29 protein-coding genes are annotated in these 26,548 nt (G+C 40.0%); 9 read left to right on the plus strand and 20 right to left on the minus strand.

Annotated elements, in window-relative coordinates; all coding sequences use genetic code 11:
* The first annotated feature begins 269 nt into the window (after positions 1 to 269).
* Both H3V11_RS04170 and H3V11_RS04175 read left to right on the plus strand, forming a co-directional pair.
* Positions 270 to 866 carry a hypothetical protein gene (locus tag H3V11_RS04170; RefSeq protein WP_084565213.1) on the plus strand — a complete coding sequence of 199 codons (597 nt, stop codon included), beginning with the start codon at positions 270 to 272 and terminating at the stop codon, positions 864 to 866.
* Between the two features lie 481 nt (positions 867 to 1,347).
* Positions 1,348 to 1,542, plus strand: a complete 195-nt coding sequence (locus H3V11_RS04175; RefSeq protein WP_198186485.1) for a hypothetical protein — start codon at positions 1,348 to 1,350, stop codon at positions 1,540 to 1,542.
* Between the two features lie 10 nt (positions 1,543 to 1,552).
* On the opposite strand, the gene H3V11_RS11950 is transcribed toward H3V11_RS04175, so the two are convergent.
* From H3V11_RS11950 to H3V11_RS04185, 3 genes are all read right to left on the minus strand, one after another.
* Positions 1,553 to 1,678 carry a hypothetical protein gene (locus H3V11_RS11950; protein ID WP_255454304.1) on the minus strand — a complete coding sequence of 42 codons (126 nt, stop codon included), beginning with the start codon at positions 1,676 to 1,678 and terminating at the stop codon, positions 1,553 to 1,555.
* Between the two features lie 185 nt (positions 1,679 to 1,863).
* Positions 1,864 to 2,004, minus strand: coding sequence for a hypothetical protein (locus H3V11_RS04180; RefSeq protein ID WP_172349955.1), 141 nt, complete (start codon positions 2,002 to 2,004; stop codon positions 1,864 to 1,866).
* Between the two features lie 30 nt (positions 2,005 to 2,034).
* A complete protein-coding gene (locus H3V11_RS04185) occupies positions 2,035 to 2,562 on the minus strand; it encodes a gamma carbonic anhydrase family protein (RefSeq protein ID WP_198223652.1) in 528 nt (175 codons plus the stop codon).
* Between the two features lie 129 nt (positions 2,563 to 2,691).
* Between H3V11_RS04185 and H3V11_RS04190 the strand changes: the two genes are divergently transcribed.
* The 3 genes from H3V11_RS04190 (at position 2,692) to H3V11_RS04200 (ending at position 7,923) form a co-directional block, all read left to right on the plus strand.
* Positions 2,692 to 4,791 carry a M3 family metallopeptidase gene (locus H3V11_RS04190; RefSeq protein WP_198223653.1) on the plus strand — a complete coding sequence of 700 codons (2,100 nt, stop codon included), beginning with the start codon at positions 2,692 to 2,694 and terminating at the stop codon, positions 4,789 to 4,791.
* 306 nt (positions 4,792 to 5,097) lie between these two features.
* Positions 5,098 to 6,792 (plus strand): AAA family ATPase, encoded by a 1,695-nt coding sequence (locus tag H3V11_RS04195; protein ID WP_198223654.1) that lies wholly within the window; start codon positions 5,098 to 5,100, stop codon positions 6,790 to 6,792.
* 15 nt (positions 6,793 to 6,807) lie between these two features.
* Positions 6,808 to 7,923 carry a hypothetical protein gene (locus H3V11_RS04200; RefSeq protein WP_198223655.1) on the plus strand — a complete coding sequence of 372 codons (1,116 nt, stop codon included), beginning with the start codon at positions 6,808 to 6,810 and terminating at the stop codon, positions 7,921 to 7,923.
* Between the two features lie 34 nt (positions 7,924 to 7,957).
* Here the strand turns inward: H3V11_RS04200 and H3V11_RS04205 are convergent, their stop codons facing one another.
* The 7 genes from H3V11_RS04205 to H3V11_RS11825 form a co-directional block, all read right to left on the minus strand.
* Entirely contained in the window at positions 7,958 to 8,491 is a 534-nt protein-coding gene (locus H3V11_RS04205; RefSeq protein WP_084585720.1) for a hypothetical protein, read from the minus strand.
* Between the two features lie 220 nt (positions 8,492 to 8,711).
* Positions 8,712 to 10,007, minus strand: a complete 1,296-nt coding sequence (ftsY, locus tag H3V11_RS04210; RefSeq protein WP_084585719.1) for a signal recognition particle-docking protein FtsY — start codon at positions 10,005 to 10,007, stop codon at positions 8,712 to 8,714.
* A 215-nt stretch (positions 10,008 to 10,222) separates the two neighbouring features.
* Entirely contained in the window at positions 10,223 to 10,837 is a 615-nt protein-coding gene (locus tag H3V11_RS04215) for a Type 1 glutamine amidotransferase-like domain-containing protein (protein ID WP_198223656.1), read from the minus strand.
* A 44-nt stretch (positions 10,838 to 10,881) separates the two neighbouring features.
* The gene (locus H3V11_RS04220) at positions 10,882 to 11,433 is read right to left on the minus strand and encodes a 5'-3'-deoxyribonucleotidase (protein ID WP_037392063.1); all 552 of its coding nucleotides are present in this window, start codon (positions 11,431 to 11,433) and stop codon (positions 10,882 to 10,884) included.
* 43 nt (positions 11,434 to 11,476) lie between these two features.
* Positions 11,477 to 12,058 (minus strand): Holliday junction branch migration protein RuvA, encoded by a 582-nt coding sequence (ruvA, locus tag H3V11_RS04225; protein ID WP_198223657.1) that lies wholly within the window; start codon positions 12,056 to 12,058, stop codon positions 11,477 to 11,479.
* A 77-nt stretch (positions 12,059 to 12,135) separates the two neighbouring features.
* Positions 12,136 to 12,885 carry a septal ring lytic transglycosylase RlpA family protein gene (locus H3V11_RS04230; RefSeq protein ID WP_279029077.1) on the minus strand — a complete coding sequence of 250 codons (750 nt, stop codon included), beginning with the start codon at positions 12,883 to 12,885 and terminating at the stop codon, positions 12,136 to 12,138.
* Positions 12,886 to 13,213: 328 nt separating this feature from the next.
* Positions 13,214 to 13,924: a ComF family protein gene (locus tag H3V11_RS11825; RefSeq protein ID WP_232335743.1), complete on the minus strand. Its 711-nt coding sequence runs from the start codon at positions 13,922 to 13,924 to the stop codon at positions 13,214 to 13,216.
* On the opposite strand from H3V11_RS11825, the gene bioH reads away from it, so the two are divergent.
* Genes bioH through H3V11_RS04250 form a run of 3 tightly spaced genes read left to right on the plus strand, consistent with a single transcriptional unit; the run spans position 13,923 to position 16,386 of the window.
* Complete coding sequence (gene bioH, locus H3V11_RS04240) at positions 13,923 to 14,675, plus strand: pimeloyl-ACP methyl ester esterase BioH (RefSeq protein ID WP_198223658.1); 753 nt, start codon at positions 13,923 to 13,925, stop codon at positions 14,673 to 14,675. The two genes, H3V11_RS11825 and bioH, sit on opposite strands and share 2 nt — an antisense overlap.
* On the plus strand, positions 14,672 to 15,472 hold the full coding sequence (locus H3V11_RS04245; protein ID WP_198223659.1) for a methyltransferase domain-containing protein: 801 nt from the start codon (positions 14,672 to 14,674) through the stop codon (positions 15,470 to 15,472). Before bioH ends, H3V11_RS04245 begins: the two co-directional genes overlap by 4 nt.
* A gap of 23 nt (positions 15,473 to 15,495) precedes the next feature.
* On the plus strand, positions 15,496 to 16,386 hold the full coding sequence (locus H3V11_RS04250; RefSeq protein ID WP_078475239.1) for a patatin-like phospholipase family protein: 891 nt from the start codon (positions 15,496 to 15,498) through the stop codon (positions 16,384 to 16,386).
* A 293-nt stretch (positions 16,387 to 16,679) separates the two neighbouring features.
* Here H3V11_RS04250 and H3V11_RS04255 read toward each other — a convergent pair whose 3' ends face one another.
* Positions 16,680 to 17,339 carry an NADPH-dependent F420 reductase gene (locus H3V11_RS04255; protein ID WP_198218819.1) on the minus strand — a complete coding sequence of 220 codons (660 nt, stop codon included), beginning with the start codon at positions 17,337 to 17,339 and terminating at the stop codon, positions 16,680 to 16,682.
* Positions 17,340 to 17,459: 120 nt separating this feature from the next.
* Between H3V11_RS04255 and H3V11_RS04260 the strand changes: the two genes are divergently transcribed.
* Complete coding sequence (locus H3V11_RS04260) at positions 17,460 to 18,332, plus strand: LysR family transcriptional regulator (protein WP_198223660.1); 873 nt, start codon at positions 17,460 to 17,462, stop codon at positions 18,330 to 18,332.
* Positions 18,333 to 18,586: 254 nt separating this feature from the next.
* Here H3V11_RS04260 and H3V11_RS04265 read toward each other — a convergent pair whose 3' ends face one another.
* From H3V11_RS04265 to metE, 9 genes are all read right to left on the minus strand, one after another.
* Positions 18,587 to 18,997, minus strand: a complete 411-nt coding sequence (locus H3V11_RS04265; RefSeq protein ID WP_198223661.1) for a DUF6201 family protein — start codon at positions 18,995 to 18,997, stop codon at positions 18,587 to 18,589.
* 45 nt (positions 18,998 to 19,042) lie between these two features.
* Entirely contained in the window at positions 19,043 to 19,486 is a 444-nt protein-coding gene (locus H3V11_RS04270) for a DUF6201 family protein (protein WP_255516509.1), read from the minus strand.
* A gap of 325 nt (positions 19,487 to 19,811) precedes the next feature.
* Entirely contained in the window at positions 19,812 to 20,222 is a 411-nt protein-coding gene (locus tag H3V11_RS04275) for a DUF6201 family protein (protein WP_084554476.1), read from the minus strand.
* A 78-nt stretch (positions 20,223 to 20,300) separates the two neighbouring features.
* Entirely contained in the window at positions 20,301 to 20,714 is a 414-nt protein-coding gene (locus tag H3V11_RS04280; RefSeq protein WP_198211299.1) for a DUF6201 family protein, read from the minus strand.
* A 324-nt stretch (positions 20,715 to 21,038) separates the two neighbouring features.
* Positions 21,039 to 21,449: a DUF6201 family protein gene (locus H3V11_RS04285; protein WP_198211298.1), complete on the minus strand. Its 411-nt coding sequence runs from the start codon at positions 21,447 to 21,449 to the stop codon at positions 21,039 to 21,041.
* Positions 21,450 to 21,519: 70 nt separating this feature from the next.
* Positions 21,520 to 21,933: a DUF6201 family protein gene (locus tag H3V11_RS04290; protein WP_198211297.1), complete on the minus strand. Its 414-nt coding sequence runs from the start codon at positions 21,931 to 21,933 to the stop codon at positions 21,520 to 21,522.
* A 221-nt stretch (positions 21,934 to 22,154) separates the two neighbouring features.
* On the minus strand, positions 22,155 to 23,090 hold the full coding sequence (locus H3V11_RS04295; protein ID WP_198211296.1) for a DUF6402 family protein: 936 nt from the start codon (positions 23,088 to 23,090) through the stop codon (positions 22,155 to 22,157).
* Between the two features lie 2 nt (positions 23,091 to 23,092).
* A complete protein-coding gene (locus H3V11_RS04300) occupies positions 23,093 to 23,587 on the minus strand; it encodes a PAAR domain-containing protein (protein WP_198223663.1) in 495 nt (164 codons plus the stop codon).
* Between the two features lie 403 nt (positions 23,588 to 23,990).
* Positions 23,991 to 26,264 carry a 5-methyltetrahydropteroyltriglutamate--homocysteine S-methyltransferase gene (gene metE, locus H3V11_RS04305; protein ID WP_198223664.1) on the minus strand — a complete coding sequence of 758 codons (2,274 nt, stop codon included), beginning with the start codon at positions 26,262 to 26,264 and terminating at the stop codon, positions 23,991 to 23,993.
* Positions 26,265 to 26,548: the final 284 nt, after the last annotated feature.

Below are 26,548 nucleotides of genomic sequence, written 5' to 3' on the forward strand. Positions count from 1 at the left end.
GCAGCAAATAACCGGAAAATAGCAATCCGGTAGTTATCAGATTAATATTATTATGATATTGGAATTAATACCAATCTGCATTATAATTTATTACACATTTCATAACACTAATCTGAATCACACTTTCAGGCTGAGCCGTTTCAGCTATAAAAAAATTATGCAGATAAATAATATTTATTTATGTGAATATAGAGTAATATCAGTTAATTATTCTGATATATCACTTTATTATTAACTTTTCTACCCTCAATTATTCAGAAAGTACTCATATGTTTTTTATCAAAAAAAACAAATCCAGACTCAGCCTGAAAAAATTCCTGATAATCAGTTTTTTCTTAAGTTTTAATGTTAATTTGGCTATGGCACAGGATGTTTCAGATGATAGTGCACAACAGGCACGGATACGCATCTTCGGGCAGAATGGCAAACCGACTAATATGAAATACAGTTTTCAGGGACATGAGGTAAAAGAATCAACCGGTGGTACTTTAGGCGGGGCATTTGCTTCATCATTAGGGCTGGCTCGTAACAGTACCATTGGTATACCGGCAACGGCTACTTTGGATACTATGAAACGACATAATCATAATTTGTCTAAGCTGTACTACCGTGAATTCACCATTCCAGCTAATGTACCGATTACCATATCCAATGCCATTATTGGTCTGACCAATGTTAATAATACTCATAACGATGGCAAAATCATTTCCTATCAGCCCTCCTGCCAGAGTAACAAACTTACTTTTGTAGCCGAACCGGGTAAAGATTACGAGGCCATCGCGGCATCTGCATCAGCCCAATGCGGGGTTATTCTGCAAGAAGTGCATCCGGACGGCACAACTACATCACTCATTAAGGGTGATTAAGCGATCTGCTAAAATCGCCAACCAGTATAAAAGGCAGTCTGACTGCCTTTTATCAGTTCCGGAATACAACGGGCTAATCATGCTCTGCTCCAGCCTTGCAAGCATTTTGCCGAAGGCTGGAAAAATTTTTATTTGCTGATATTAAATCCAACATTATTCAAGTAATTTAATTGTCTGTATCAGTACAACCAATAGAGTATTGTGATATTTTTCTGTTTACTATCAGATTATTGATGAGACCATTATCAAAAATTCTGTTGATTAAACTGCGTATGTTTATCAGCCATACGTTTTGAAAGTTAAAGGTAATAGTCTGAATTGATATACGCTGTAGATCTTCCGCCAATATGAATAATATATTTATTGCATTCAGGCTATTTCTGACCAGCTTATATTTAACCAAATCAGGCCGGCAAAAATCATTAACTTTAAAATAAAAAATTATTTCTGAACAGATTTTGAGTGTCGCAGACACTCAAACATGCAAATCTATAACATGCCTCATTTAGAGCTAACCGGCACTACTCTGAGTGCCGATGTCTCTTTATTCAATCCTATTTCGTTTCTAATGATATCTGTCAATTTTTTTATACCGGCATTTGTCCGCTTACTTTATACAAAAAAGTGGCTGGATTTGCTGGAATTATTTATCCAGCGAATCCAACCACTTATTTAATCACTACTGCTTAGTTAGATTCTACGGCAGCCTGTACATCACTGTACGGAGCAGCTTTAGTATCAGAATTTGTAGTAGCGCAGGCAGTTAGTAACAGAGCAGCCAGTACGGCACCAATTCCCAATAGCTTTTTCATCATTGTGTCCTTTAACGGTTGGTTTGAAAAACTATTTTCACAATCTAGCTTAACTTCATTAATATAACAATTGTTCCGTGCAAATTTTGCATTTTCCAACTGCATATAATACCCATTTTACGACACTCATCTATTTTAGTATTACTCTGCTACTCATTTACATCGAATTAACTTGACCAAATAAATTAATGACTGGTATGTGACGTTTCCACACCGGTTTTGATATCCCCATACACCTGGGTTTGCCCTTTACCTGAGCCATCGCTGGCACAGCCTGTCAACGCCAGCAGGCTGCATAATAAACTTAAAGACAAGAATTTTTTCATTTTTTATAGTCCTTTAATTAGAGGGTTAACTTAATAACTCTTCATGAGTTTAACATAATGCGATGCTGAATATAATAGAAATTCTCGCTCCTTTTCCGTTAACGGGCGGATTTGCTGTACCGGAGAACCCAGATACAGATAACCGCTCGCCAGACGTTTGCGCGGGGGTACCAGACTGCCGGCACCAATCATCACATCATCCTCAATAATCGCATCATCCAGAACAATCGAATTAATCCCCACCAGCACCCGGTTACCAATCGTACAGCCATGCAGATTAACATGATGACCTACAGTAACATCCTCACCAATCACCAATGGTGAGCCATCCGGTTTGGCTGCTGTTTTGTGGCTGACATGCAGCATACAGTGATCCTGAATATTGCTTCTGGCACCAATACGCATACTGTTCACATCTGCGCGAATCACCGCAAACGGCCACACAGATACTTCTTCCTGCAAAATTACATCCCCGATAACCACAGCCATATCATCTATATAACAACTATCGGCAATTTGTGGTTGCGTATCTAAATAAGAACGAATATTGTTTTTCATGTTTTTGACCTTATCCTGTTACATTATGCAATATTATTTATAGCAGAAGATAAGTATAAGCTCCTGTTCTTTCCACCCGATTTACCTGAAAAACCGCAAATTTACAGGTATTTTTCTGTTGAGAATACTATGTCTGAAAATGTTTTGTTGAATCTGGATAGTGAACCCCGTTTCGATGCCATTAAGGCTGCAGATATTGAGCCGGCAATGACCGAAGCGATGCAGCAGGCTGCTGCCGCTATCACCGCCTTGAAAGCTGAGCCTGATGCCAGCTGGAATAACACCGTAGAAGCTTTAACCAGTATTACTGAACGTGTCGGTCGTATCTGGAGTGTTGTTGCCCATCTAAACAGCGTGGCAGATACATCTGAATTACGCGCAGCCTATAATGCACTGATGCCTAAAGTAAGCGAATTCTTTACTGCGATCAGTCAGGATATTGCCTTATATGAGCGCTTTAAAAGCATTAAAGCCAGTGCAGAATATGCACAGCTGAGCCCGGCACAGCAAACCAAACTGAACCATGATTTAAGAGATTTTGTTCTCAGCGGAGCAGAGCTGCCGGAACAGGAACAGGCGGAGTTTGCAGCCTTACAGGCAGAAGGTGCGCAGCTTTCCGCAGCCTTTAGTCAGAATGTTCTGGACGCCACTGATGCATTTGCATTGTATTTTGCTAATGGCGCAGAACTAGCTGGTCAGGAAAACACATCCGGTCAGACCAGCACAGATGCCGACTTTGCACGAGATAGCGAAATCAGCGGATTAACAGAAGAGGCACTGGCCATGTTTGCCGCAGCGGCACAGGCAGAAGGTAAAACCGGCTATAAAATCGGGCTGCAAATGCCGCATTATCTGGCAGTAATGCAATATGCCCACAATCGCGAACTGCGCCGGCAGCTGTATCATGCCTATTCAACCCGGGCCAGTGAGCTTGGCGAGGCTAAATGGGATAATACCGCCAATATCAACCGGATTCTGCAGATTGCCGCACGCGAAGCTCAGTTAATGGGTTTCCAAAATTATGCAGAATTATCGCTGGCAACCAAAATGGCTGACACACCCCAACAGGTGATGACCTTTCTTCAGGATCTGGCGAGCAGAGCCAAACCTTTTGCTGAAAAAGATCTGGCTGAAGTTAAAACATACGCACGAGAACATCTCAGTCTGGATGATTTACAGCCATGGGATATGACCTATGCCAGTGAAAAGCTGCGTCAGGCTAAATATGCATTCAGCCAGACTGAAGTAAAAAAATATTTTCCGGCTGATCGTGTTCTCGCGGGTCTGTTTGCCCAGATTGATAAATTATATGGCGTTCATTTCATCGAAAAACAGGTACCGGTATGGCATCCTGATGTTCGCTATTATGAGCTTGAACAGAGCGGTGCCATCATCGGTGGCGTCTACATGGATCTGTATGCACGAGCCGGTAAGCGCGGCGGTGCATGGATGAATGATTACCGCGGCCGCCGTCGTTTTATAACAGGCGATCATGCCGGCCAGCTGCAAACACCTATTGCGTATCTGGTGTGCAATTTCACACCGCCTGTAGCCGGCAATACCGCACGCCTGAGCCACGAAGAAATCCTGACTCTGTTCCACGAAACCGGCCATGGCCTGCATCATCTGCTGACTCAGGTAGATGAACTGGGGGTTTCCGGTATCAATGGCGTGGAATGGGATGCAGTGGAAATGCCCAGCCAGTTTATGGAAAACTTTGTCTGGGAATATGATGTGCTTGCCGGTATGAGCTGCCATAAGGATACCGGCGCGGTACTGCCTGAAGAGCTTTATAAGAAAATGCTGGCTGCAAAAAACTTCCAGAGCGGGCTTTGGATGCTGCGCCAGATGGAATTTGCTCAGTTTGATATGGAAATCTACAGCCATCCGGGTTGTGACTGGCAGCAAACCTTGCAGGAAGTACGCCGTCGGGTAGCGGTAATGCCTCAGCCAGATTTTAACCGCTTTGCTCATTCTTTCAGCCATATCTTTGCCGGTGGTTATTCTGCCGGTTATTACAGCTATAGCTGGGCAGAAGTGCTTTCTGCGGATATTTATGCTGCTTTTGAAGAAGAAGCGAATGCAGCGGCAACAGGCAAACGTTTCTGGCACGAAGTACTTGCTGTCGGCGGCTCCCGTCCAGCGATGGAATCCTTTAAAGCATTCCGCGGCCGTGAACCGCAAATCGATGCACTGTTACGTCACTGCGGCTTTCATGAAGCTGCCTGAGTTTCAGTAAAGAATAAAAAACGCGATGATTACATCGCGTTTTTTATGGCAATTTCTTGAACTAAAATATAATAACCATTCAGATTAAAAGTTAACTTACCGGCATCTGCGTATATCACAGCTAATTATTTTATCGGCGGCTGTTTGTTATTGTCTATAAATGTTATTTTCAAAAAAATTTGTATTTAAACTTTATTATGATTAACATTTATCATATTTAATGTCATTTTAAAGTTAATATTAATTAATTTAATTGCTGTGCTATGCTTCATCAGCAACCGGTAATCATTTACAAAGATGGGGAAAATGAATAATACAAAGCAAAACTACTGGTTTTTAGAGGCAAATAATAACCGGAGTGATATTTTTATTCGTAATAATAAATGGATATACGCTGGCAATAATAAGAAGGATATTGAACAAATTCATTTGATAGCTGCCGGCGATCAGGTAGCAATCAAATCCGTCTCTCCTCAGATATCTGATCTGCCTTTCGAAAACAAAGGCTATCCTGTACCGGTAACACAAATTAAAGCCATCGGTACTGTTATTGAAAATCCGGATGATGGTAAATCTCTGAAAGTCAGCTGGCAAAGATCTACTCCTGAAAAAAAATGGTATTTTTATACCAGTCTGAAAACCATCTGGCCGGTAAATAAAGATACTAACTGGCAATCGGAGCAATTGATTAATTTCACCTTTAATGATCAGCCTCAGGATATCGATCAGTTTTGTCAGATGCCTTATTGGCAGGAATGTTTTAATAATACAAATTATGAGCCGGATATGAAGAATAATCAAAATCAGCAACAGCTTACTAATGCCGGATGGTATCAAACTGTACTAAATTTAATTTATGAACTATGTCATAACAATAAAAGCAATATTTTTACTCGAAAACAGTTTATGTTGCATTATGAACAACTACTGAAAAACCAATATCCAAACAATAATACAATAAGTCAAACTATTAGCCGAGTAATGCAGGACTTACGCGATAAAAAGATTCTAGATTTTTTTGGTAGGGGTAAATATAAATTAATAAATTATAATAGTGATATTAAAAATAAAACCAATAACAATATTCAGGAAGAAATTGGGCCAAATACAGTTAAAACACCTTATACTATCAATAGTTTAATAGCAGAAGGCTGTTTCATCAGCAAAGATGAATTGGAAAGTATTCAGACAAAATTAAAAGAAAAGAAAAATATAATTTTACAAGGACCGCCCGGTACCGGTAAAACCTGGCTGGCAAAACGATTGGCCAGTGTAATCGTTGGCTATCGTAATTCTGACAATATTAAAGCAATCCAGTTTCATCCGAATACATCCTATGAGGATTTCATCCGAGGCTATCGCCCTTCCAGCGACGGCAAACTTGAATTAGTTGACGGCCCTTTTCTTAATATAGCCAATCAGGCAAAAAATGATCCTGACGCAAACTATGTGATTGTTATTGAAGAAATCAATCGCGGAAATCCGGCACAGATTTTTGGAGAAATGTTAACACTGCTCGAAGCCAGTAAACGTAATCCTCAGGAAGCATTGGAGCTAACCTATGGAAATGAAAAAGGCTTTTATATTCCGGATAATCTGTATGTCATTGGCACCATGAATATCGCTGACCGCTCTCTGGCTATGGTTGACTTTGCATTGCGGCGCCGCTTTGCATTTTTTGATCTAAAACCAAATTTTGATGATGAGTGGCTGGAATATATGAAAGACAAATCAGGAATTTCAGAGGAAAAATTACAGAAATGGCAAAATTGTATGATTAAACTGAATAAAAAAATTAGCGATGACCAAACACTTGGTCCTGCATTTACCATTGGACACAGCTACCTGACCACCAGTCAAAGCATAAAAGATGATCAAGCTGATAAATGGTTTACTACTATCGTAAAAACTGAAATTATGCCTTTATTGAAAGAATACTGGTTTGATAAACCCAATCAATTTGAGAAAGCTGAGAAAATATTATTATTGCAAAACAACTAACTAAAAAATATATATATGTCTAATAAACAGGAAACCAGTACTACAGTAGCCAAGATACCGATTAAAAATATTTGGTTACTGTTACTTTATGCTTCTGATTTATACCAGACTTTGGGTAAACAGCAACGAGTTCAATTGGAAAATAATCCTGAAGATCTGATTAAGCTGGCTGCCGAATTGTATTGTAAGGCTACCGAAAAACTCATGCGATCATTATCCTGCGGATATACACAACAGACGCAAATACTGAATCGTGTCAGAGGAAAAATAGATATTCTTGCTACAGTACGACAGCATTTACTGGAAAAGGGCAGAATACAATGTCAGTTTGAGGTTTTAACTATTGATACACCAAAAAACCGCTATATTCATGCAGCCGCTCACACTTTATTGCCTCTGATAGAGGATGAAAAATTAAAAATCCGATGTCAGAAAATTATCAGCCACTTTAATACACTGAAAATAGGCCAGTCAACTCACTATGATTTCAGAGCCGACTATTTTGATCGGGCCGGCACACAAGATAGATATTTACTCACCTTATGCCGTCTTATTTTTAAGCTGGCTATTCCTACAGAACAGGCCGGCGTGCAATCGGCCGAACAAATTAATAAAACTGATACTTGGTTACGGCAATTATTTGAAGAGGCTACAATAGGCTTTGCCCGGGTTAATCTGCCAGCCAGCAGATGGAAAATCAGTTCCGGTGAAAAGTTATTCTGGCAGCAGAAGTCTGCAAGTAACAATATAAATAAATTTCTGCCCCAAATGCGAACAGATTTAATTATTGAACACTCAGCCTGCCAGCATCGTATGATTATCGATACAAAATGTACCTCTATTGTTCGGCAATCAGGTTCTAATAATAGCAAAAAGTTTAAAAGTGCACATATTTATCAGCTTTATGCCTACCTGAGAAGTCAGGAAAACACTACTGATGCCCCATCTTGTCATGCAACCGGGATGTTACTGTATCCGGCTATTGATGAGAACATAAATGAACATGTCATTATTCAAAACCACACAATCAGATTTTCTACCATCAATTTACAGGAAGATTCCAGACTAATCAGAAAAAATCTTCTGCGTTTATTAAGCCAGTGTAATTGTATACCTACCAATAATAAATAATTTAGATTATCTACCCTGATTACCTATCCGCCAATCACGTATTTTTTGGATATACCTGAATAAGAGCAGCCAGTTTTTCTACTAATTCTTTCCAGTTACTATCTTTTACCAGTAAAAAACCTTCTTTATTAACCTTTTCACCTTGTTTCAACATTTTTTTCTGATTAATTACCCATGCTCTATAATCAGAAGGAATCTGTACCAAGTCCAGATGTGCTGCTAACACTTCTCTTGACTCAGGATTAACCGGCTTGGCCAGATACCAGGTAAATCTGTCTTCAATACAAACCAGTCTGGTTAAGTCCAACTCTAAAATATAATCACCGCGTGAGTTAAATAAAATAACGTAAAACGGCTGTCCATTATTCCAGGAAGTATAACGAATAGAAGACTGATCAGGAAAAGTTAGTTGCTGATAACAACCATCTACACTGTCTACGGCCTCCTCATCAACTTCTTCTAACTCCGCTTTTTCAAAAAAATCAGCCAGATACTCCATGATATCGAAACCAAACTTCTGATGTTGTTTGAATAAGTTGCTGTTTAATCTAGTTTCATTTTCGGCCATTTGTATCTCCACTTTAATAATTAGCTTCTTTATTAATTTATTTTACTATCAATAAATTTGTATGGTAAGACTAATTGAGTCTTATAGTATTTTTGATGCATTCTGCTCAATGTTCCGGCTGCTATTTCTATAATTATACTTTCTCGAAAACATCAGTTTATACTGAAACAGTGAAAAGCCGTCTATTCATTTTTATAGCCGGCTTTTATCTGACATTTTATTATTCATCCTCAATTAATGCATCTACAAATGCTCGGGCATCAAACGGGCGTAAATCATCAATACCTTCACCCACGCCGATAAAGCGTACCGGAACCGGTCGCTTGGCTGCCAGTGCCGCGAGAATACCGCCTTTGGCTGTACCATCCAGTTTGGAAACAATCAGACCAGTTAATCCGAGCGCATCATCAAAGGCTACAACCTGATTGATGGCATTCTGTCCTACATTGGCATCCAGTACCAGCATGACTTCATGCGGGGCGTCAGGCAAGGATTTTTGCAGGACGCGTTTTACTTTTTTGATTTCTTCCATCAGATGCAGCTGAGTAGGCAGGCGACCGGCAGTGTCTGCCAGTACCACATCAATACCGCGTGCTTTGGCCGCCTCCAGAGCATCATAACAGACTGCTGCTGAATCGCCGGAAGCCTGAGCAATCACGGTGACATTATTGCGCTCACCCCATTGCTGCAATTGTTCGCGGGCTGCTGCACGAAAGGTATCGCCGGCAGCCAGCAGCACGCTTTTACCCTGACTTTGAAAATATTTCGCCAGTTTACCAATACTGGTAGTTTTACCGGCACCGTTCACACCGGCCATCATAATCACAAAGGGCTTTTTATCATCCGGTAAAATCAGTGGCTGATCCAGTGGCAACAGTAATTCATACAGGGCTTCTTTCAGAGCACTGCGCAGCTCATCTCCGTTTTTCAGCCCTTTCAGGGTAACCCGCTGACGCACCTGTGCCAGCAGTTTTTCTGTGGCTTCAATTCCCATATCACTGGTAAGCAATACGGTTTCCAGTTCTTCATACAAATCTTCGTCGATTTTACCGCCGCCAAATACAGAAGCCAGAGATTTGGCCATTTGATTGCGGGATTTGCTCAGCCCCTGTTTTAGTCGTGCAGTCCAGCTCAGTTTAGCCGGTTTTTCTGTCTGCTCACTCACTATAGCCGGCTCAGCAGCTATCACAACTGTATTTTCACTAGCGACAGGTGTCTGAACTGGTGAGGCAGTATCGTCTGTTACAGCAATGGCTGCCGGTTCATCTACTGCTGTGGGTACAATAATATCTTGTTCCGTTTCGGCCTGTGGTTGAACGGGAGCGGTGTCGGCCTGCTCAGGTTTTTCTGCAACAGGATCACTGATAGCCGGTTCAGGCTGCGGTATTACTTCAGTCTGAACAGAATCATCAGCTATATTCTGTAATTGTTCTGAGTTTTCCTGCTGGTGAGGGGCCGGTACGGGCTGCTCAGCAACTGGCTCAGTATTTTTTTTTCGTTTAAAAAATCCAAACATGGGCTTTCCTGAATACGATATAAGGCCAAAGCTGAATCACAACCGATCTTTGGCATTGGAATAATTGTGCTATTGTAGCTTACAGAGGTTTATTTGATAATGTGCTGCGATACTATTATTTATTTTATTCAGATAGTTTTGCCTTAAAGTACTTCTGTACAGGCTAAAAATCAGACAGAACAAACTGGGTTGGCTGCGTATTGACAGCTCTGAATTTACACCACCACATAATTATGATTAATAACAACAATAGCCTGAGAGTTATTAAAAGTTACTAAATTCAAACGTTTACTATATTCTGCATAGGTTTGCTGGGCTGACTGGACAAAAGGTTCATCAATATAATGCGGCAGAGGATAAAAATTGATGCAATTTAAACCTGTATAATTGTTCAGTTCTGGAGCCAGGCCGCTGTCATCCATTATTTTATTATATTCTATGTCTGCTGCCAGAATAATTGCACCGGCAGATTCCCCAATATAAACGCAGCCTTCAGCAATTCTTTGAGCAAGCAGCCGGTCAAGATTTTTTCTTTTCAGTTCCTGCAATAAATAAAATGTATTACCGCCGGTTATGCAAATGATTTCTGCTGCCGAAAAAGCTGTATGACACTGGCGGATATCCGCTGTGGCAATATCCAGTAAATCAAGTTTCAATCCAAGCTGTGTTAATACTGATTTACCTTCATCTATATATTTTGTGTAGCCTTCAACATTACCGGCTGTAGGGATAAACAGAACACGCTTGCTATTAATTTTATTGTTCTGCATAAAATCGGCTAGCTTTTGACCGGTTCCAGCAATATAAGATGTTAAAAAAATCGTTTGCATTGTAGTTTCCAGCCTCTCTGTTTTATATAGTTCGGTCACCGAACTTAATTATTTAGTAATTCAGACCATGTTTCCGGTTGTTCCCAGTTTATCCGATACAATTCAGTCTGATGCCGATTATAGGGCTGATCATAAATCCAGTGTTGCCATTGCGGCACCAGACTGCCGCTTATCTGAGGTTTATCATCAATCAGAATATCGCCGCGTACCCAGGTTTTATCTTTGGCCAGAATTATGCGCTGCATCCAGTCTTCACCCAGATGCTGGCACACCCAGTCAAATTTTTCGGATACACAATAGTGATAATCCTGTATAGGTGAGGTACAAATACGCACATCATGGCCGGCTTCCAGCAGGCGCTTAGCTGCTGAAATACCATGCTGCATAGGCGGTAATGAAGCAAAAAAACCTTTACTGCTATAAATTTGCGCCAGTTGCCGGTGAAATTCGGGAGCCATATCATCACGCAGGTAAAAATGTCTGCGTTCTTTCAGAGGCAGCGGTTGCTGATAGGTTTGCTGCCATAGTTGTCTTACTCCCTGCTCAAAGTCGGCCAGAACACCATCCTGATCCAGCAAAATCAATTTAGATGCCATACAAATTCCCGTGGTGGCGTATATGATTATAAAGCAAATTAATTTATAGCATGTTTTTTAAAGCCAGCCGTACACCTTCACTGACGTCTGTACCTGCCGGTATATTTTTACAGGCAGTACGGGCTTCTTTATCGGTATAGCCTAAAGCAAGTAATGTATTAATAATATCTTCGTTATTGCCGGCTGTATTCTGTGTAAACAAACCGGTAGCATCATCACTGACGGCGGCAAGTTTGCCACGCAATTCCAATACCATGCGTTCGGCGGTTTTTTTACCGATGCCTGGTGCAGCTGTCAGGCGTTTAATATCTTCAGTAGCAATAGCGGCAGCCAGCTCCTCACTGGTCAGTGCGGATAAAATACCCAGAGCACTTTTGGCTCCGATACCGCTTACCTTTACTAATGCACGGAATGTTTCCCGTTCTTCGCGGGAGCCGAAACCAAATAGCAGATGAGCATCTTCACGCACGACCAGCTGAGTATACAGTGCAGTTTCTTCACCTGCGGCCGGTAAAGTATAAAAGGTTTGCATGGAAACCTGAGCTTCATAGCCTACGCCATGAACATCCAGTACCACTACCGGCGGATTTTTTTCCAATATGATTCCGCGTAAACGGCTAATCATGATATTCCCTTCCCAACAGCCAGATATATAAAAGCCCGTGCATCATATCACGGGCTTTTTTCTGAGCTTGAGCAATTTTACAATACAGTCAGCATTGATTTTTTTGCCTCATCGGCACGCTGCTGCTGTTTAAACGGACCCATGCGGACAACATAGCTGTTTTGAACTTTCACAAGCTTAGCCTGCTGTTCGCTTCCTGCACTCTGTAAATGACGTGAAGTGGTTTTCAGATATTTCTGAGCCTGCTCCTTACTGTCAAATTTCTGCAGATCCACGTAAATATTACCACTGGTACCTGCCGGTTGCAGACGCTCTCCGGGCAGAATCTGCTCTACCCGTACCTGAGCAGTACCGGCACGTACAAAACCTAACTGCTGTGCGGCAGCATAGGATACATCCATTACCCGGTTAGCATGAAAGGGACCGCGATCATTAATACGTACAACCACTGTCTTTCCATTGGACAGGTTGGTTACCCGTGCATAACTGGGGATAGGTAAAGTCGGATGGGCGGCTGTCAGCATCTGGCTGTCAAAGCGCTCGCCTGATGAAGTTTTACGGCCATGAAAATTTTTGCCATAGTAGGAAGCTTTACCTACCTGACTGAAACTGGCCACTTTTTGTAGCGGATAATAACGTTTGCCCGCTACCTGATAGCTAAGATTAGCTGTTTTATGCAGATGCTCTGCGGGTACTACTGTAAGATTAGATACTGATTTTTTGGGATGATAAACTGGTGCAGACAAATTACCTGATGGTCCGGCATATGCCGCACTCAATCCAAGTATCATGGCAACACTAATAAATAACAATTTAATTCTGATCAAACCGTATTTCCGTTTCTTTGAGTAAAAGACGCAAAAACCAGACACGCAATTACCATTTGCGGGTAAACAATACATAGTCCGGTAAAGACTGAATTTCTACTAAGGCAGCAAAAAACAGTGGCGGCCACTTTTAAAATGTGGCAGAAGAGGCTGGTGCCTCAATTGGCAAGAACAAACACCGGCGGTGATTAAAACAGCACACTGGCGGGTTCTGAAAATTGCTTACTAACCGGCAAAATCGCCATGGTTGTAACGCAGTTAACAATTGAATCAGTTATTTAACTGGGCGACACTATGCCAAACAGACTTCAGTCTGTCAAAGATTTTTTCATTCCGGATGTGCGAGTGTCCAGACATAAACCTGCGCAACACCTGATTTCTTAAGGGTCTGAGCCAATTCGAAAATTGTTGCGCCGGTGGTCACAACATCATCTATTAACAACAAGTTACGTTTTTTAACTGCGCTATTAAGGCGAAATACACCGCGCACATTATGCAAACGTGCTGATTTTTTTAAAGTTGATTGCGGTGGTCGGTGACAACGCTCTATCCAGTCTGGTGTCACTATCGGCAAGGTATAGTGTCTGGCAACGATTGCAGCCAGTAACTGGCTCTGATTGAAACCACGCTCAAACAGGCGCCGGCGGCTCAGCGGCATAGCCAGTACAGCATCTATTTTTACCTTCTCCAGCCACTGCGGCGGCTGTGCCAGCATCAGTGCTGCCAGCGTATCCAGTAAAGTAAGCTGCCGCTGATGCTTAAATGCACGCAGCATTTGCTGTAATGGTGCGGCATAACGGTAACTGGCATATAAAGTTGTAAAAGGCCATTTCTGGCCGCACTGTTCACACACTCCGGCTGTCAGCCCGCCGGCACGGCAACGCAGACAGATATCAGTATCAGAACGCCGCAAAGCAGCCATATCCTGCCTGCATGACCGGCACAAACCTGAGACATCCGCACAATCGTGGCATAATAAACAGTGCGGTGCGCCGATGCAGGCGTGCCAGAATGAAGTAAGCAATGAAGTTATACTCATGATCACACCTTCGCAAACGTTATTGATACATGGCTGGGGCGCTAACCACCATATATTCGACCCTTTACAGGCATATCTGCCAACCCCATGGCAACAAAACTGGTATACCCCAGACCTGCCCGGGCATGGCTGTGCACCGTTTAACGGTAATTTCAGTATAGACAGTATTGCAGACCAGCTGGCCGCACAGCTTACGGCTCCTGCACATCTGCTTGGCTGGTCACTGGGCGGGATGGTGGCACTGACTCTGGCCGCCCGCTATCCGGAGAAAGTAGCCACACTGTGTCTGACTGCCAGTCTGGTCAGACTGCTGGCCGGCAGCGATTATCCGCAAGGGCTGAAACGTACCAGCCTCAATATCATGGCTGATAAATTTCGTGAAGATTATCCCAAATACATGCAGCAGTTTCTACAATTACAGATGCTGTATGCAGACACTTCAGCACAAGCCAGTGTTAACAGCCTGATACCGGCTATCTGTCAGTATGGACCGCCTGCTGCTCTTAACGCGGCTTTGCATGCGTTAGAACAGGCTGATTTACGCCCTTTACTCTCTAGCATAAACTGTCCGGTATTACTGGTTTATGGTGATCGCGATGCCATTACTCCGCCACGTATGGGTGAATACATTCATCAGCGGCTGCCGCAAAGCGAATGGTGCCTCCTGCCACAGGCTGCACATACACCGTTTTTAAGCCATCCTGATCAATTTGCCCGTGCACTGTGCCAATTTTGGGAGCGACACACATGACAACTCTGCCACACAAGCCAGACTGGTTTCTCCATGCACATCTGGCCGCTACGCTGGATGAACGTCTGTGTATTCTGAAACAACCGCCGGAACAGATTATCCTGGCAGCAGCAGACGGTGATGAAAGTTACCGTTTGCTCAGCATGCGTTATCCGCATGCGCATTTTCAGGAGTATGACAGTCGCGAGGCTTATTTACAGGCAGCACAGATTATTCGCAAAGCCAAACAAAACTGGTGGCAAAAACTCCACAGCAATCTGCCTGCACAAATCGTTTCCGACCAGCTTCCCGGCAACCAGTCTGCTGATATGGTCTGGAGTAACCTTGGTCTGATTCACCAGAATGATCCCGTGGCTGTTATCAGAAACTGGGCCGGAGCTTTAAAACCGGATGGTTTACTTTTTTTCAGCCACTTTGGTCCGGATACCCTGAAAGAAGTCATGACACTTTGGCGTACAGAGGGTATAGTAGTGAAAACACCGAATCTGATCGATATGCACGATCTTGGGGACATGTTGTTTCAGCACGGTTTTTATGATCCGGTAACAGACATGGATATGCTGACTCTGCAATACACCAATGCAGAGCGCTTTATTGATGACATGCGCACAGCCGGACTATGGCAAAGTCTGCAATTTAACAGTGAAATTGATGCAGTTCGTATTCTGGCTAATGCATGGCAGAGCAATGATATTCAAAATGTTACACTTGAGCTGGTGTACGGACACGGTGTTAAAAAACAGGTACTGCCCGACAATACAGCACCAGTACAATTTTATCCCTCATCTACAACATAGAATCCGAACATTATTAATATAATATGAAATTCTCGGCATTATTGCGTAATAGCATACTTATTATTACTACATTCGTTACCATCACTGCCTGCAAAAACACCACACCGGTTACCCCTCCTGCTCCGGCCAAACCTCGCGCTGTTATCGGGCTGGCACTTGGTGGCGGAGTTTCTAAAGGCTTTGCGCATATAGGGGTAATTAAAGTCTTACAGGAAAACCATATTCCGGTAAGGGTTGTTACCGGTACCAGTGCCGGTGCACTGGTTGGCAGCATGTATGCTTCCGGTATGAGCCCGGACAGGCTGGAGCTTGAGGCTGAAATACTGAATAAAACCGATTTAGTTGATCCGGTACTGTCTACATCCGGCTTTATCAAAGGACAAAAACTGCAGGATTACATCAACAACAAAGTTCGCAATAAACCGATTCAGCAGTTTCCTATCCGTTTCGGCGCAGTGGCTACTGAATTCGGTACCGGCCGCATGGCTGTTTTCAACAGTGGTAATGCCGGACAGGCAGTACGCGCATCGGCCAGTATCCCCAATGTTTTTCAGCCCACAGTAATCGGCAATAAAAGTTTTGTCGATGGCGGTCTGGTTGCTCCGGTACCGGTCACAGCAGCCAAACAGCTGGGTGCCAATGTAGTTATCGCGGTAGATATATCTGCTAAACCGGCACGTCTGACCAGTCAGGGATTTTTTTCTTATCTTGACCAGAGCCTGAATATCATGAGCGCATCAGCCCTGAACAGCGAACTGAGCAAAGCTCAGGTCGTAATCCGTCCTCAGGTACAGAAACTGGGTACAGTAGGCGGTTTTGACCAGAAAACTCAGGCTATCCGGCTGGGTGAACAGGCTGCCAGAGCAGCCTTACCGCAAATTCGTGCGGCACTGGCGAAATATCAGGTTAACTAAACCATATAAAACAGCGAACAACCTGTGCAGACTGCCTGTGTGGCAGTCTGCGTTTTTATTCTGGTTAATACTAATTAAAATATTGCAAACCGAATAATTTCTGATTTAATGAATTTTAACCATAGAACAGATTACTGGCTGATGGCAAAAAAAGCTAACCGGATACTATTTCTGAATTTATATAACTCATAAAAAGCCCGATGATTACGGGCTTTTTAATTTGTTTAATTACCAAATTCAATCAGGATAGAAAAATAATGAAGCCTGTTTATATCTTAGTAACATTCACTTTTTTATTTCCATGAATTTTCAGGTAAATCAATATTTCTTTGAGCTTGCTCCAGTGCTTCTTGTAATTGCCGGATATTTAACGGAACACAATAAGCAGGTTTAGCCCGCTCAAATCGCCAGCTATCAGACAGCAGGCCGGCATCAACAAAATCATAACCGACCTGATCCAATATTTTAAATATAGTTTGTTTAGCAGTTAAATCATTGCCTGCCACTGGAATGGCTCTTCTGTTTAATTTATCGTTTGGTCTGGCATCTTTAATAACATCTCTTGCCAGAATCGCATTAAAAACTTTAACCACTTTAGATTTCGAAAAATGCTGAGCAACCAATTCACTGGTTGTGATTTCACGCTTATCTAATTGCGGCCAGTGCCCGTCGCGATCAGGATAATAGTTCATGGTATCTAATATTATTTTATTACTCATTGATTCAGCAGGTAGTTGCAGATAATTATTAAATGGAATAGCAATCAGAATAATTTCTGCAAACTCAATAGCTTCTTCCTGGCTTCCAATTTCACAGCCTATGCTGCTAGCCACACTGAACAATGTATTTTTCCCTCTAGAATTACTCACCATCACTTGATAGCCTGCCTGCATAAATAGCTTTGCCCAGGCCTGACCGATAAATCCTGCTCCGATAATGCCAATCTTTTTCATCGTAATATTTCCTTTTCTAAATAGAGCGCTGTATTATCAGTACAAATTAAAAGGCAATAAATACAAATAAAATTGATTGATTAACAACTGAGAGTTGGCAATATGAATTTATTCCGATGTATGCAAGCATTCATTCTGACCGTAAAAACCGGTTCTTTTGCCGCAGCGTCCGTTTCATTAAATACATCACCGCAAATGATTGCTAAATACATAGCATTTTTAGAAAATTATTTAGGATTAAAACTGCTTAACCGAACCACACGATCACAAAATCTGACTGAATTCGGCAAACAATATTACCCGAAATGCTTATCTATTTTAGCGGAAATCCAGGCAACTAAAGTACTTGCACAACAATTCAGTGAAGAGCCAAAAGGCAATTTAAGAATTAGTGCTCCCGTAAGCTATGGTTATTACAATTTAATACCGGTAATCAGCGATTTTATGAAACGCTATCCCAAAGTAGAAGTTGATATTCAATTAAGTGATCGCTATGTAGATTTGGTTCAGGACAATTTTGATATTGTGTTTCGTATTGGCCAGTTAGCTGATTCAGGTTTAATTGCGCGAAAATTAAAACCCTATCAACTCACTTTTGCTGCTTCTCCCAGTTATCTGGCTCAGCATGGTGTTCCGTCTGTACCAAAGGATTTAGAGAAGCACAATTGTCTTATTTATCAGTATATGAATCCAAATAAAAATGATTACCTTTGGCCATTTATGATAAATGGAAAAAAAGTTAATGTTTCTATATCAGGTTCATTACAAAGCAATGAGACTCTGGTATTAGCAAAAGCCGCAATTGAAGGACTGGGTATTACTATGTTGCCCGAATCCATGCTTAGCGATGCCATCAGACAAAATAAATTACTCCCCATATTACAAGATTTTTTACCACCGGCAAAAGAAGTACATCTGCTTTATACAGCCGACAGGCAACGGCCGTCAAAACACAATATTTTTATAGAATTTGTGGTTAATGCCATGTCTTAGTTGCTGCTATTTGTTATATCAGCGATATCAAAATGAATATATCTAACTTCACAATCTACAAATTGGTTTCATCGGTATTTTAATGATTGATTCATCTGGTATTGCTTTATTGATACTTGTATATCCTCTATATCAGTTAAACCAGAGTTTATATTTACTGCCCTACATTTAAGAAACTTCTTAAGCTAACATGATTTTTTATAAGTGAAACAAAAATAAATAATTATCCAAGAATTTTACTAACCCGATTTAAATTACTTGATTAGTACTACTTTATGATTACGTATGGTTGTAGAAAAATCGTGTCCTTCTAAACCATGATCTGTAAAAAATAGAAAATAATTTCCTGTTTTATTAGGAAAAAAAATTTCTTGATATAATATCGCCTCTTTACTAAGATATTCAAAATAAGAGCATCTCCATAGTTCTTCTCCCTTTTTATTGTATAAAACGACGAAGTATTTATTACCGCCTAATATTTGCATAATTGAAATTGGTGAAGTGGGCAGATGTTTGTATATATTGGCATAGTACTCACCATCTTCACTTTTTATGGTTGTATAAAGATTAAAATTTCCGTAAAAACTGGATGACGAAAACAGACACAGCCAATAGAAAAATGCAAAATAACCTATCATTTTTATCCATTTTATGCTTTTTTTCATAATCCGTCGCCCCATACTTTTATTATAGACTGGTTATTTTCATCTTTAATGCTGATTATGTTCTATATCACCGTATACTTCCTTGATTTTATTATCTATATCAGCGTCACTCCAGTCCTCTTCTGAATATCTTAATAATTTACTGTCTTTAGTAGGAATAAACAAAGAATTTACATCATCATATAAATAAGCATAATGAGGTGAACGCCATATTTTCTTACCTTGTTTGTTATATAAAACATAAAAATACCGATCCCCCTTTATCAATTCATAGACTGCTAGCGGGGTTGTTGGCAGATGCTCATACATATTTATGTAATACTCACCATCCACTCCTTCTACTGTACCGTACAGATTAAAATCACCATAAAAACTGGAGGACGAGAAAAACCACCACCACATCACCATAATTAGCACTAATATAATTTTTATAAATACAGCATTTTTGCGTAGTATATTTTTAAAAAATATATGGATATTATGTTTCATTTTATTTCCTATGGTTTTGTTTAATTTGATATTGATATTAATATCATCATAACCATCACTTTTTCTAAAAAGCTAAATATTTTTCATTACGCCCAGAAGATTTAAATCCGACATCGATATCTATTCAGGAAACAGCCAAACTGAATAACCTCCAACTTACTATAAATATTTATCGTATAAAATAAATTCTTGTCATTTGTTATGATATGAAATATGCAATCAAAAAAAGGAGCTTTTATTATTTAATATTTTATCTCGTTTGATTTTTGAGTTAAATGGACTTAATCCTATCCTGCATCCAAAAATTTTGCTAACCCGGTTTAAATTACTTGATTGGTACTAATTTATGATTACGTATGGTTTTTGAAAAATCTTGTCCTTCTATACCATGATTTGTAAAAAATAGAAAATTATTTCCCATTTTATTAGGGAAAAAAATTTCTTGATATATTATCGTGTCTTCACTAAGATATTCAAAATAAGAGCATCTCCATAGTTCTTCTCCCTTTTTATTATATAAAACGACGAAGTATTTATTACCACCTAATATTTCTACAATTGAAATTGGTGAAGTGGGTAGATGTTTATATATATTGGCATAGTACTCACCATCTTCACTTTTTATGGTTGTATAAAGATTAAAATTTCCGTAAAAACTGGATGACGAAAACAGACACAGCCAATAGAAAAATACAAAATAACCTATTATTTTTATCATTTTTATGCTTTTTTTCATAATCCGTCGCCCCATACTTTTATTATAGACTGGTTATTTCCATCTTTAATGTTGATTGTGCTCTATATTACTGCATACTTAATTTATTTTATTTGTTATATCAACTGTTTTCCATTCTTCATCATAATATTTAAATGAATTACTATTTTTAGTGGGTAGCACAAAATCAGTTACTAAATTACCGTATCCATAAGCATAATAAGGTGAATGCCAAATTTTCCTACCTTGTCTGTTATATAAAACATAAAAGTATCGCTTCCCCTGTATCAATTCATAGACCGCCAGCGGAGTTGTTGGCAGATGCTCATACATATTCATGTAATATTCACCATCTCTACCTTCTCTTGTACCGGACAGATTAAAATCACCATAAAAACTGGAGGACGAGAAAAACCACCACCACATCACCATAATTAACACTAATATAATTTTTATAAATACAGCATTTTTGCGTAGTATATTTTCAAAAAATATATGGATATTATGTTTCATAATATTTCCTATGATTTTATTTGATTTTATATTGATATTAATACCATCATAACCATCACTTTTTCTAAAAGCTAAATTTTTTTCATCACATCCGGAAGATTTAAATCCGGCATCAATATCTATTCAGGAAACAGTCAAACTGAATAACTTCCAACTTACTACAAATATTTATCGTATAAAATAAATTCTTGTCATTTGTTATGATATGAAATATGCAAGCAAAAAAGGAGGCTTTTATTATTCAATATTTTATCTTGTTTGATTTTTGGGTTAAATCAACTTAATCCTATCCTGCATCCAAAAATTTTGCTAACCCTGTTTAAATTACTTGATTAGTACTACTTTATGATTACGTATAGTTGTAGAAAAATCGTGTCCTTCTAAACCATGATCTGTAAAAAATAGAAAATCATTTCCTGTTTTATTAGGAAAAAAAATTTCTTGATATAATATCGCCTCTTTACTAAGATATTCAAAATAAGAGCATCTCCATAGTTCTTCTCCCTTTTTATTGTATAAAACGACGAAGTATTTATTACCACCTAATATTTCTACAATTGAAATTGGTGAAGTGGGCAGATGTTTATATATATTGGCATAGTACTCACCATCTTCACTTTTTACTGTTGAATGAAGATTAAAATTTCCGTAAAAACTGGATGACGAAAACAGACACAGCCAATAGAAAAAAGCAAATAAACCTATTATTTTTATCATTTTTATACTTTTTTTCATAATCCGTCGCTCCATACTTTTATTATAGATTGGTTTCATCTTTAATACTGATTATGCTCTTACTACATTCTTAATTTATTTTATTTGTTATATCAACTGTTTTCCATTCTTCATCATAATATTTAAATGAATTACTATTTTTAGTAGGTAGCACAAAATCAGTTACTAAATGATCGGATTCATAAGCATAATAAGGTGAATGCCAAATTTTCTTACCTTGTTTGTTATATAAAACATAAAAATACCGATCCCCCTTTATCAATTCATAGACTGCCAGCGGGGTTGTTGGCAGATGCTGATACATATTTATGTAATACTCACGATCATCACTGTTTATTGTATCGCATAGATTAAAATCACCATAAAAACTGGAGGACGAGAAAAACCACCACCACATCACCATAATTAACACTAATATAATTTTTATAAATACAGCATTTTTGCGTAGTATATTTTCAAAAAATATATGGATATTATGTTTCATTTTATTTCCTATGGTTTTGTTTAATTTGATATTGATATTAATATCATCATAACCATCACTTTTTCTAAAAAGCTAAATATTTTTCATCACGCCCGGAAAATTTTAATCCGGCATCAATATCTATTCAGGAAATAGTCAAACCAAATAATTTCCAACTTTGCGGAAATGGTTATAAATAATCAATAGAAATCAAACCAGATAAAGCTGAAAAAATTTCTAAATTATTTTTTAGCATCTAATTGAATTTCTCTATGCTTATCTAAAGGGTCATCCCAGTAAACATCCGAAAAAACTACAAAATCAATACCAGTTTTTTTCTTTTCCTGCCATTTTCTGAAATCACTATTCCAAACCATTGCATAATTTTGCATAGCCAAATCATATATTCGCTTCCAACTTTTCGATTCAAAAAGGTTTAGATATTCTTTCGCCTTTGCAGCACCAAGCATTTCATTTTTATTCCAGACACCCAGAAATTGCGTACCGAGAAAATCATAGGTATCTTTTATATAAAAACCGATTTTTTCAGTGATAAAGACATTTTTTCCGCCACGTACCGTTTGATAACCACATGGCACAATTTTTAATGATGACAAGCCTATCGCGCCCATAAAATCATTAATGGCCATTCCAGACCCGTAGTAACTATAGTAGCTGTAGCCGGAGCCGGAGGCACCGGAAATACCGGAAAAACTGTAAGAGCCGAAAGGGTCATAATCAGCTTTTCCAATTGTAGTTGAATTTACATATAAATATGTATCAATCATTTTAACATCATTTAGTTTTTCAAGCTTACCTTTATTTTTAATAAGCCTTCCTTTTAGCTCTTTTATTCCCCTTTCACTTGCCCAGCCTTCCTTTAATTTTTTAATCGCTTTCTGTACAGGTTCAAATTTCATTGCCCATTGCATTTTTACAATAGAATCATTTACATGTTCTGGCGGTATATTTATTGCCGGTCCTTTTACATAAAGGTTTTTTGTCTTGTCAGTGAAAGGTTTAGCCGGTTTTCCGCTAAACCAGTGCCGCATCAGCTGTGCTGCAACTACCCAGCCCATTTTATCCATAGCAGCAGGAATCTGGTCTAAGGTAAAAATATCTGCATTCAGAGTAGTCTTGGGTGCTGATTTCATAGTGTGGGTTTTTAATTCTGCCATAATTAAATTCCTAACTTAGTTTGAACTAAATAGCTTACTTCTACCTGCTCAGGCTGCGAAGTTTGTACGGTATGCATATGTCCATCGCGGTTTGATTCTCCCGTTACAATACCCGAAGCTGTTTTGATAGCATAAGCCACACCATAAGTATTAACGTTTTCCGGGGTTTTAATATGAAAGCTGCGGGAATACGGCATACTGCTAACAGATTTAGTTAGTCTGTCTTCAATATAGCTGTCAGTTATGGAAGGAATTAAGCGTGCTTTACATGGACAAGTACTGATACTGCTGATTGAACCAGCTAATTTTTTTGATGGATTAAACATATTGACGACTCCTCCGGTAATACGGTAGGTTCCGCTATGTCTTCCACAGGTAACCCAATCGCCCTCCCATGCGGCAGCACTACCATGCCATAAGATCATACTGTCACCACTGATAATTTTACCGCCACAAGTTGTACGATCCCCAACTCTTAAAAAATATCCTTTAGCCAACTTTATCTCTCCAGGTAATTAAAAATTTTCATTAGATAAATGATAATTAAAATTCTATTAATAAATAAAATTTACAACAATAGTAAACTATTATTATTTTATATTAATTGAGTTAGATTAATTTTTTTACCCATTGTAAATAATAATGAATAGGGTTTGTTTGATATTGGATAAATATTTTATCGGATATCAGTAATATTTAATTATATATGCATAAATTATGTATTTATATGATGAACTGCGTATTTACTCAGATATATTCCAATTTATAAGCACATACAGATGCCTGATTATCTTGTTTGATTAAAAGTAAAATTAACTAAAATATTATTGGTATATTCTACCAATCGAGCATACAAAACCGCCCCGGCAAACCGGGGCGGTGTGATAAGCTAAATCTGAATTATGCAGTTAATTCTGCACGCAGTTTTTTGGTTACATTAACCATAACTTCCAGTGCTGCTTTGGTTTCCGGCCATCCGCGTGTTTTCAGTCCGCAATCCGGATTCACCCACAACCGACGCTGATCAATGACTTTCAGTGCTTTACGCAACAGATGTTCGACTTCGGCTTCAGTAGGCACACGCGGGCTGTGGATATCATATACGCCGGGGCCAATATCATTCGGATAGCTGAATTTAACAAAAGCATCCAGTAATTCCATATCAGAACGGGAAGTTTCAATGGTAATTACATCAGCATCCATGCTGGCAATAGCCGGCAGAATATCATTAAATTCAGAATAGCACATATGTGTATGAATCTGAGTGCTGTCATCCGCATCAGTGGAAGTGAGGCGGAATGATTCACATGCCCAGGCCAGATATTCATCCCATTGCGCACGTTTCAGCGGCAAGGCTTCACGAATGGCCGGTTCATCAATCTGAATAACACGAATACCGGCTTTTTCCAGATCCAGTACTTCGTCGTTCAGTGCCAGCGCAATCTGTTTGCACACCAGACTTAATGGTACATCGTTGCGTACAAAACTCCACTTCATCATGGTTACCGGTCCGGTAAGCATACCTTTCATCGGACGTTTGGTCAGAGATTGTGCATAAGAAGACCAGGCAACAGTCATGGCTTTCGGGCGTGCCACATCACCAAAAATAATCGGTGGTTTAACACAGCGGGAACCATAGCTCTGTACCCAGCCATACTGAGTAAAGCAGTAACCATCCAGCTGTTCACCAAAGTATTCAACCATATCATTGCGCTCAGCTTCACCATGTACCAGTACATCGATATCCAGCTGTTCCTGCTGCTCAACACAGTAGGCAATGTCTTTTTTCATGGCCGCTTCGTAATCGGCAGCGCTCAGTTCACCCTTTTTAAAGGCGGCGCGTGCCTGACGAATTTCCTGTGTCTGTGGAAATGAACCGATAGTGGTGGTTGGCAGCAGAGGCAGATTCATCCATTGCTGTTGTTTTTCAATCCGTTGTGCAAACGGGCTATGACGCTGGTCGGCATGTTCGCGCAGGCTGGCTACGCGCTGTGCAACCTTATCATTATGAATCAGTTTACTGGTTTTGCGTCCGGCAGCCGCAGCATCAGAAGCGGCAAGAGCTTCCTGTACGGAGTCTTTACCGTGTGCCAGTGCCTGTTTGATGATACCCAGTTCCTGTAGTTTCTGGGCAGCAAAGGCAAGCCAGTTTTTGATTTCAGGGTTAAGTTTCTCCTCTACACTTAAATCCTGCGGACTGTGCAACAGTGAACAACTCGGCGCAATCCATAAATTATTACCCAGCTGAGTAGCTACCGGCGCCAGCAGTTCTATTACTTCACGCAGATTGGCGCGCCATACGTTACGTCCGTCGATCAGACCAACTGACAATACTTTATTTTCCGGCCATGCATTGGCAAATTCAGCCAGTTGCTCAGGTGCCCGCACACAATCAATATGTACGCCGTTAACCGGCAGGTTTTTGAGCAGATTAATATGTTCGGCAACGCTGCCAAAATAGGTGCCGATAATAATACGGGTACCGGTAATCGCCAGCTCCTGATAAGTGGGAGCAAAGGCATCCAGCCACTCACGGGCAATATCTACGGCAAGAATCGGTTCGTCAATCTGTATCCAGTCAACACCGGCATTGGCCAGTTCACGTAACAGTTTCTGATATTCAGGCAGCAGACGCGGCAATAATTCCAGACGATTATGACCGGCATCTTTTTCTTTACCCAGCCACAACAGAGTAAGCGGACCCACCAGTGTAGGTTTAATATCATGTCCGGTGGCTTTGGCTTCTTCTATCTGGGCAATCAGACTGGCTGCATTGGCCTTAAAACTGGTGTTCTGATGCCATTCAGGTACGATATAGTGGTAGTTGGTATCAAACCATTTGGTCATTTCCATTGCTACCTGACTGGCATTACCGCGTGCCAGTTCAAAATACTGAGACAGGGTCAGTTTATCTGCGTCAAAACCAAAACGTGCCGGAATAGCGCCCAGTGCACACAGCGTATCCAGTACGTGGTCGTAATATGAAAAATCACCTACCGGCAGCAGATCGGCACCAGCGGCAATCTGGGTTGCCCAGTTTTTCTGGCGGATATCTGCCGCTGTCTGGCGTAGCTCGGTTTCGCTTTTTGCGCCTTTCCAGAATGCTTCAACGGCAAATTTTAATTCACGTTTAGCACCAACACGCGGATAACCAGACAGATGGAATGTATTCATATTTGTTTCTCCCTATTACGAATGATGGATTTCAATAACGGCCAGTGTGCGTGAGTTATGACATTACGACAAGCGATAAATTTTGCAGTTCTGTATGAATTTTTTTAATACTATATTTCAGACTAGTGTAATCCAAGAGTATGATATGGTATACAGGTGTCCGGTTTGTAAATAGATAACTGGCTATCAGTAAGGTAATTATTGTTCTATTCATATAAATGATATTTATAAGCAGTCTGGCTGTTTATGAATTTTTTAACTTGAATTTGTAGTTAAAAATACTC

Origin of the sequence: Snodgrassella sp. W8158, assembly GCF_016100435.1 — a bacterium.
Taxonomy (GTDB): domain Bacteria; phylum Pseudomonadota; class Gammaproteobacteria; order Burkholderiales; family Neisseriaceae; genus Snodgrassella; species Snodgrassella alvi.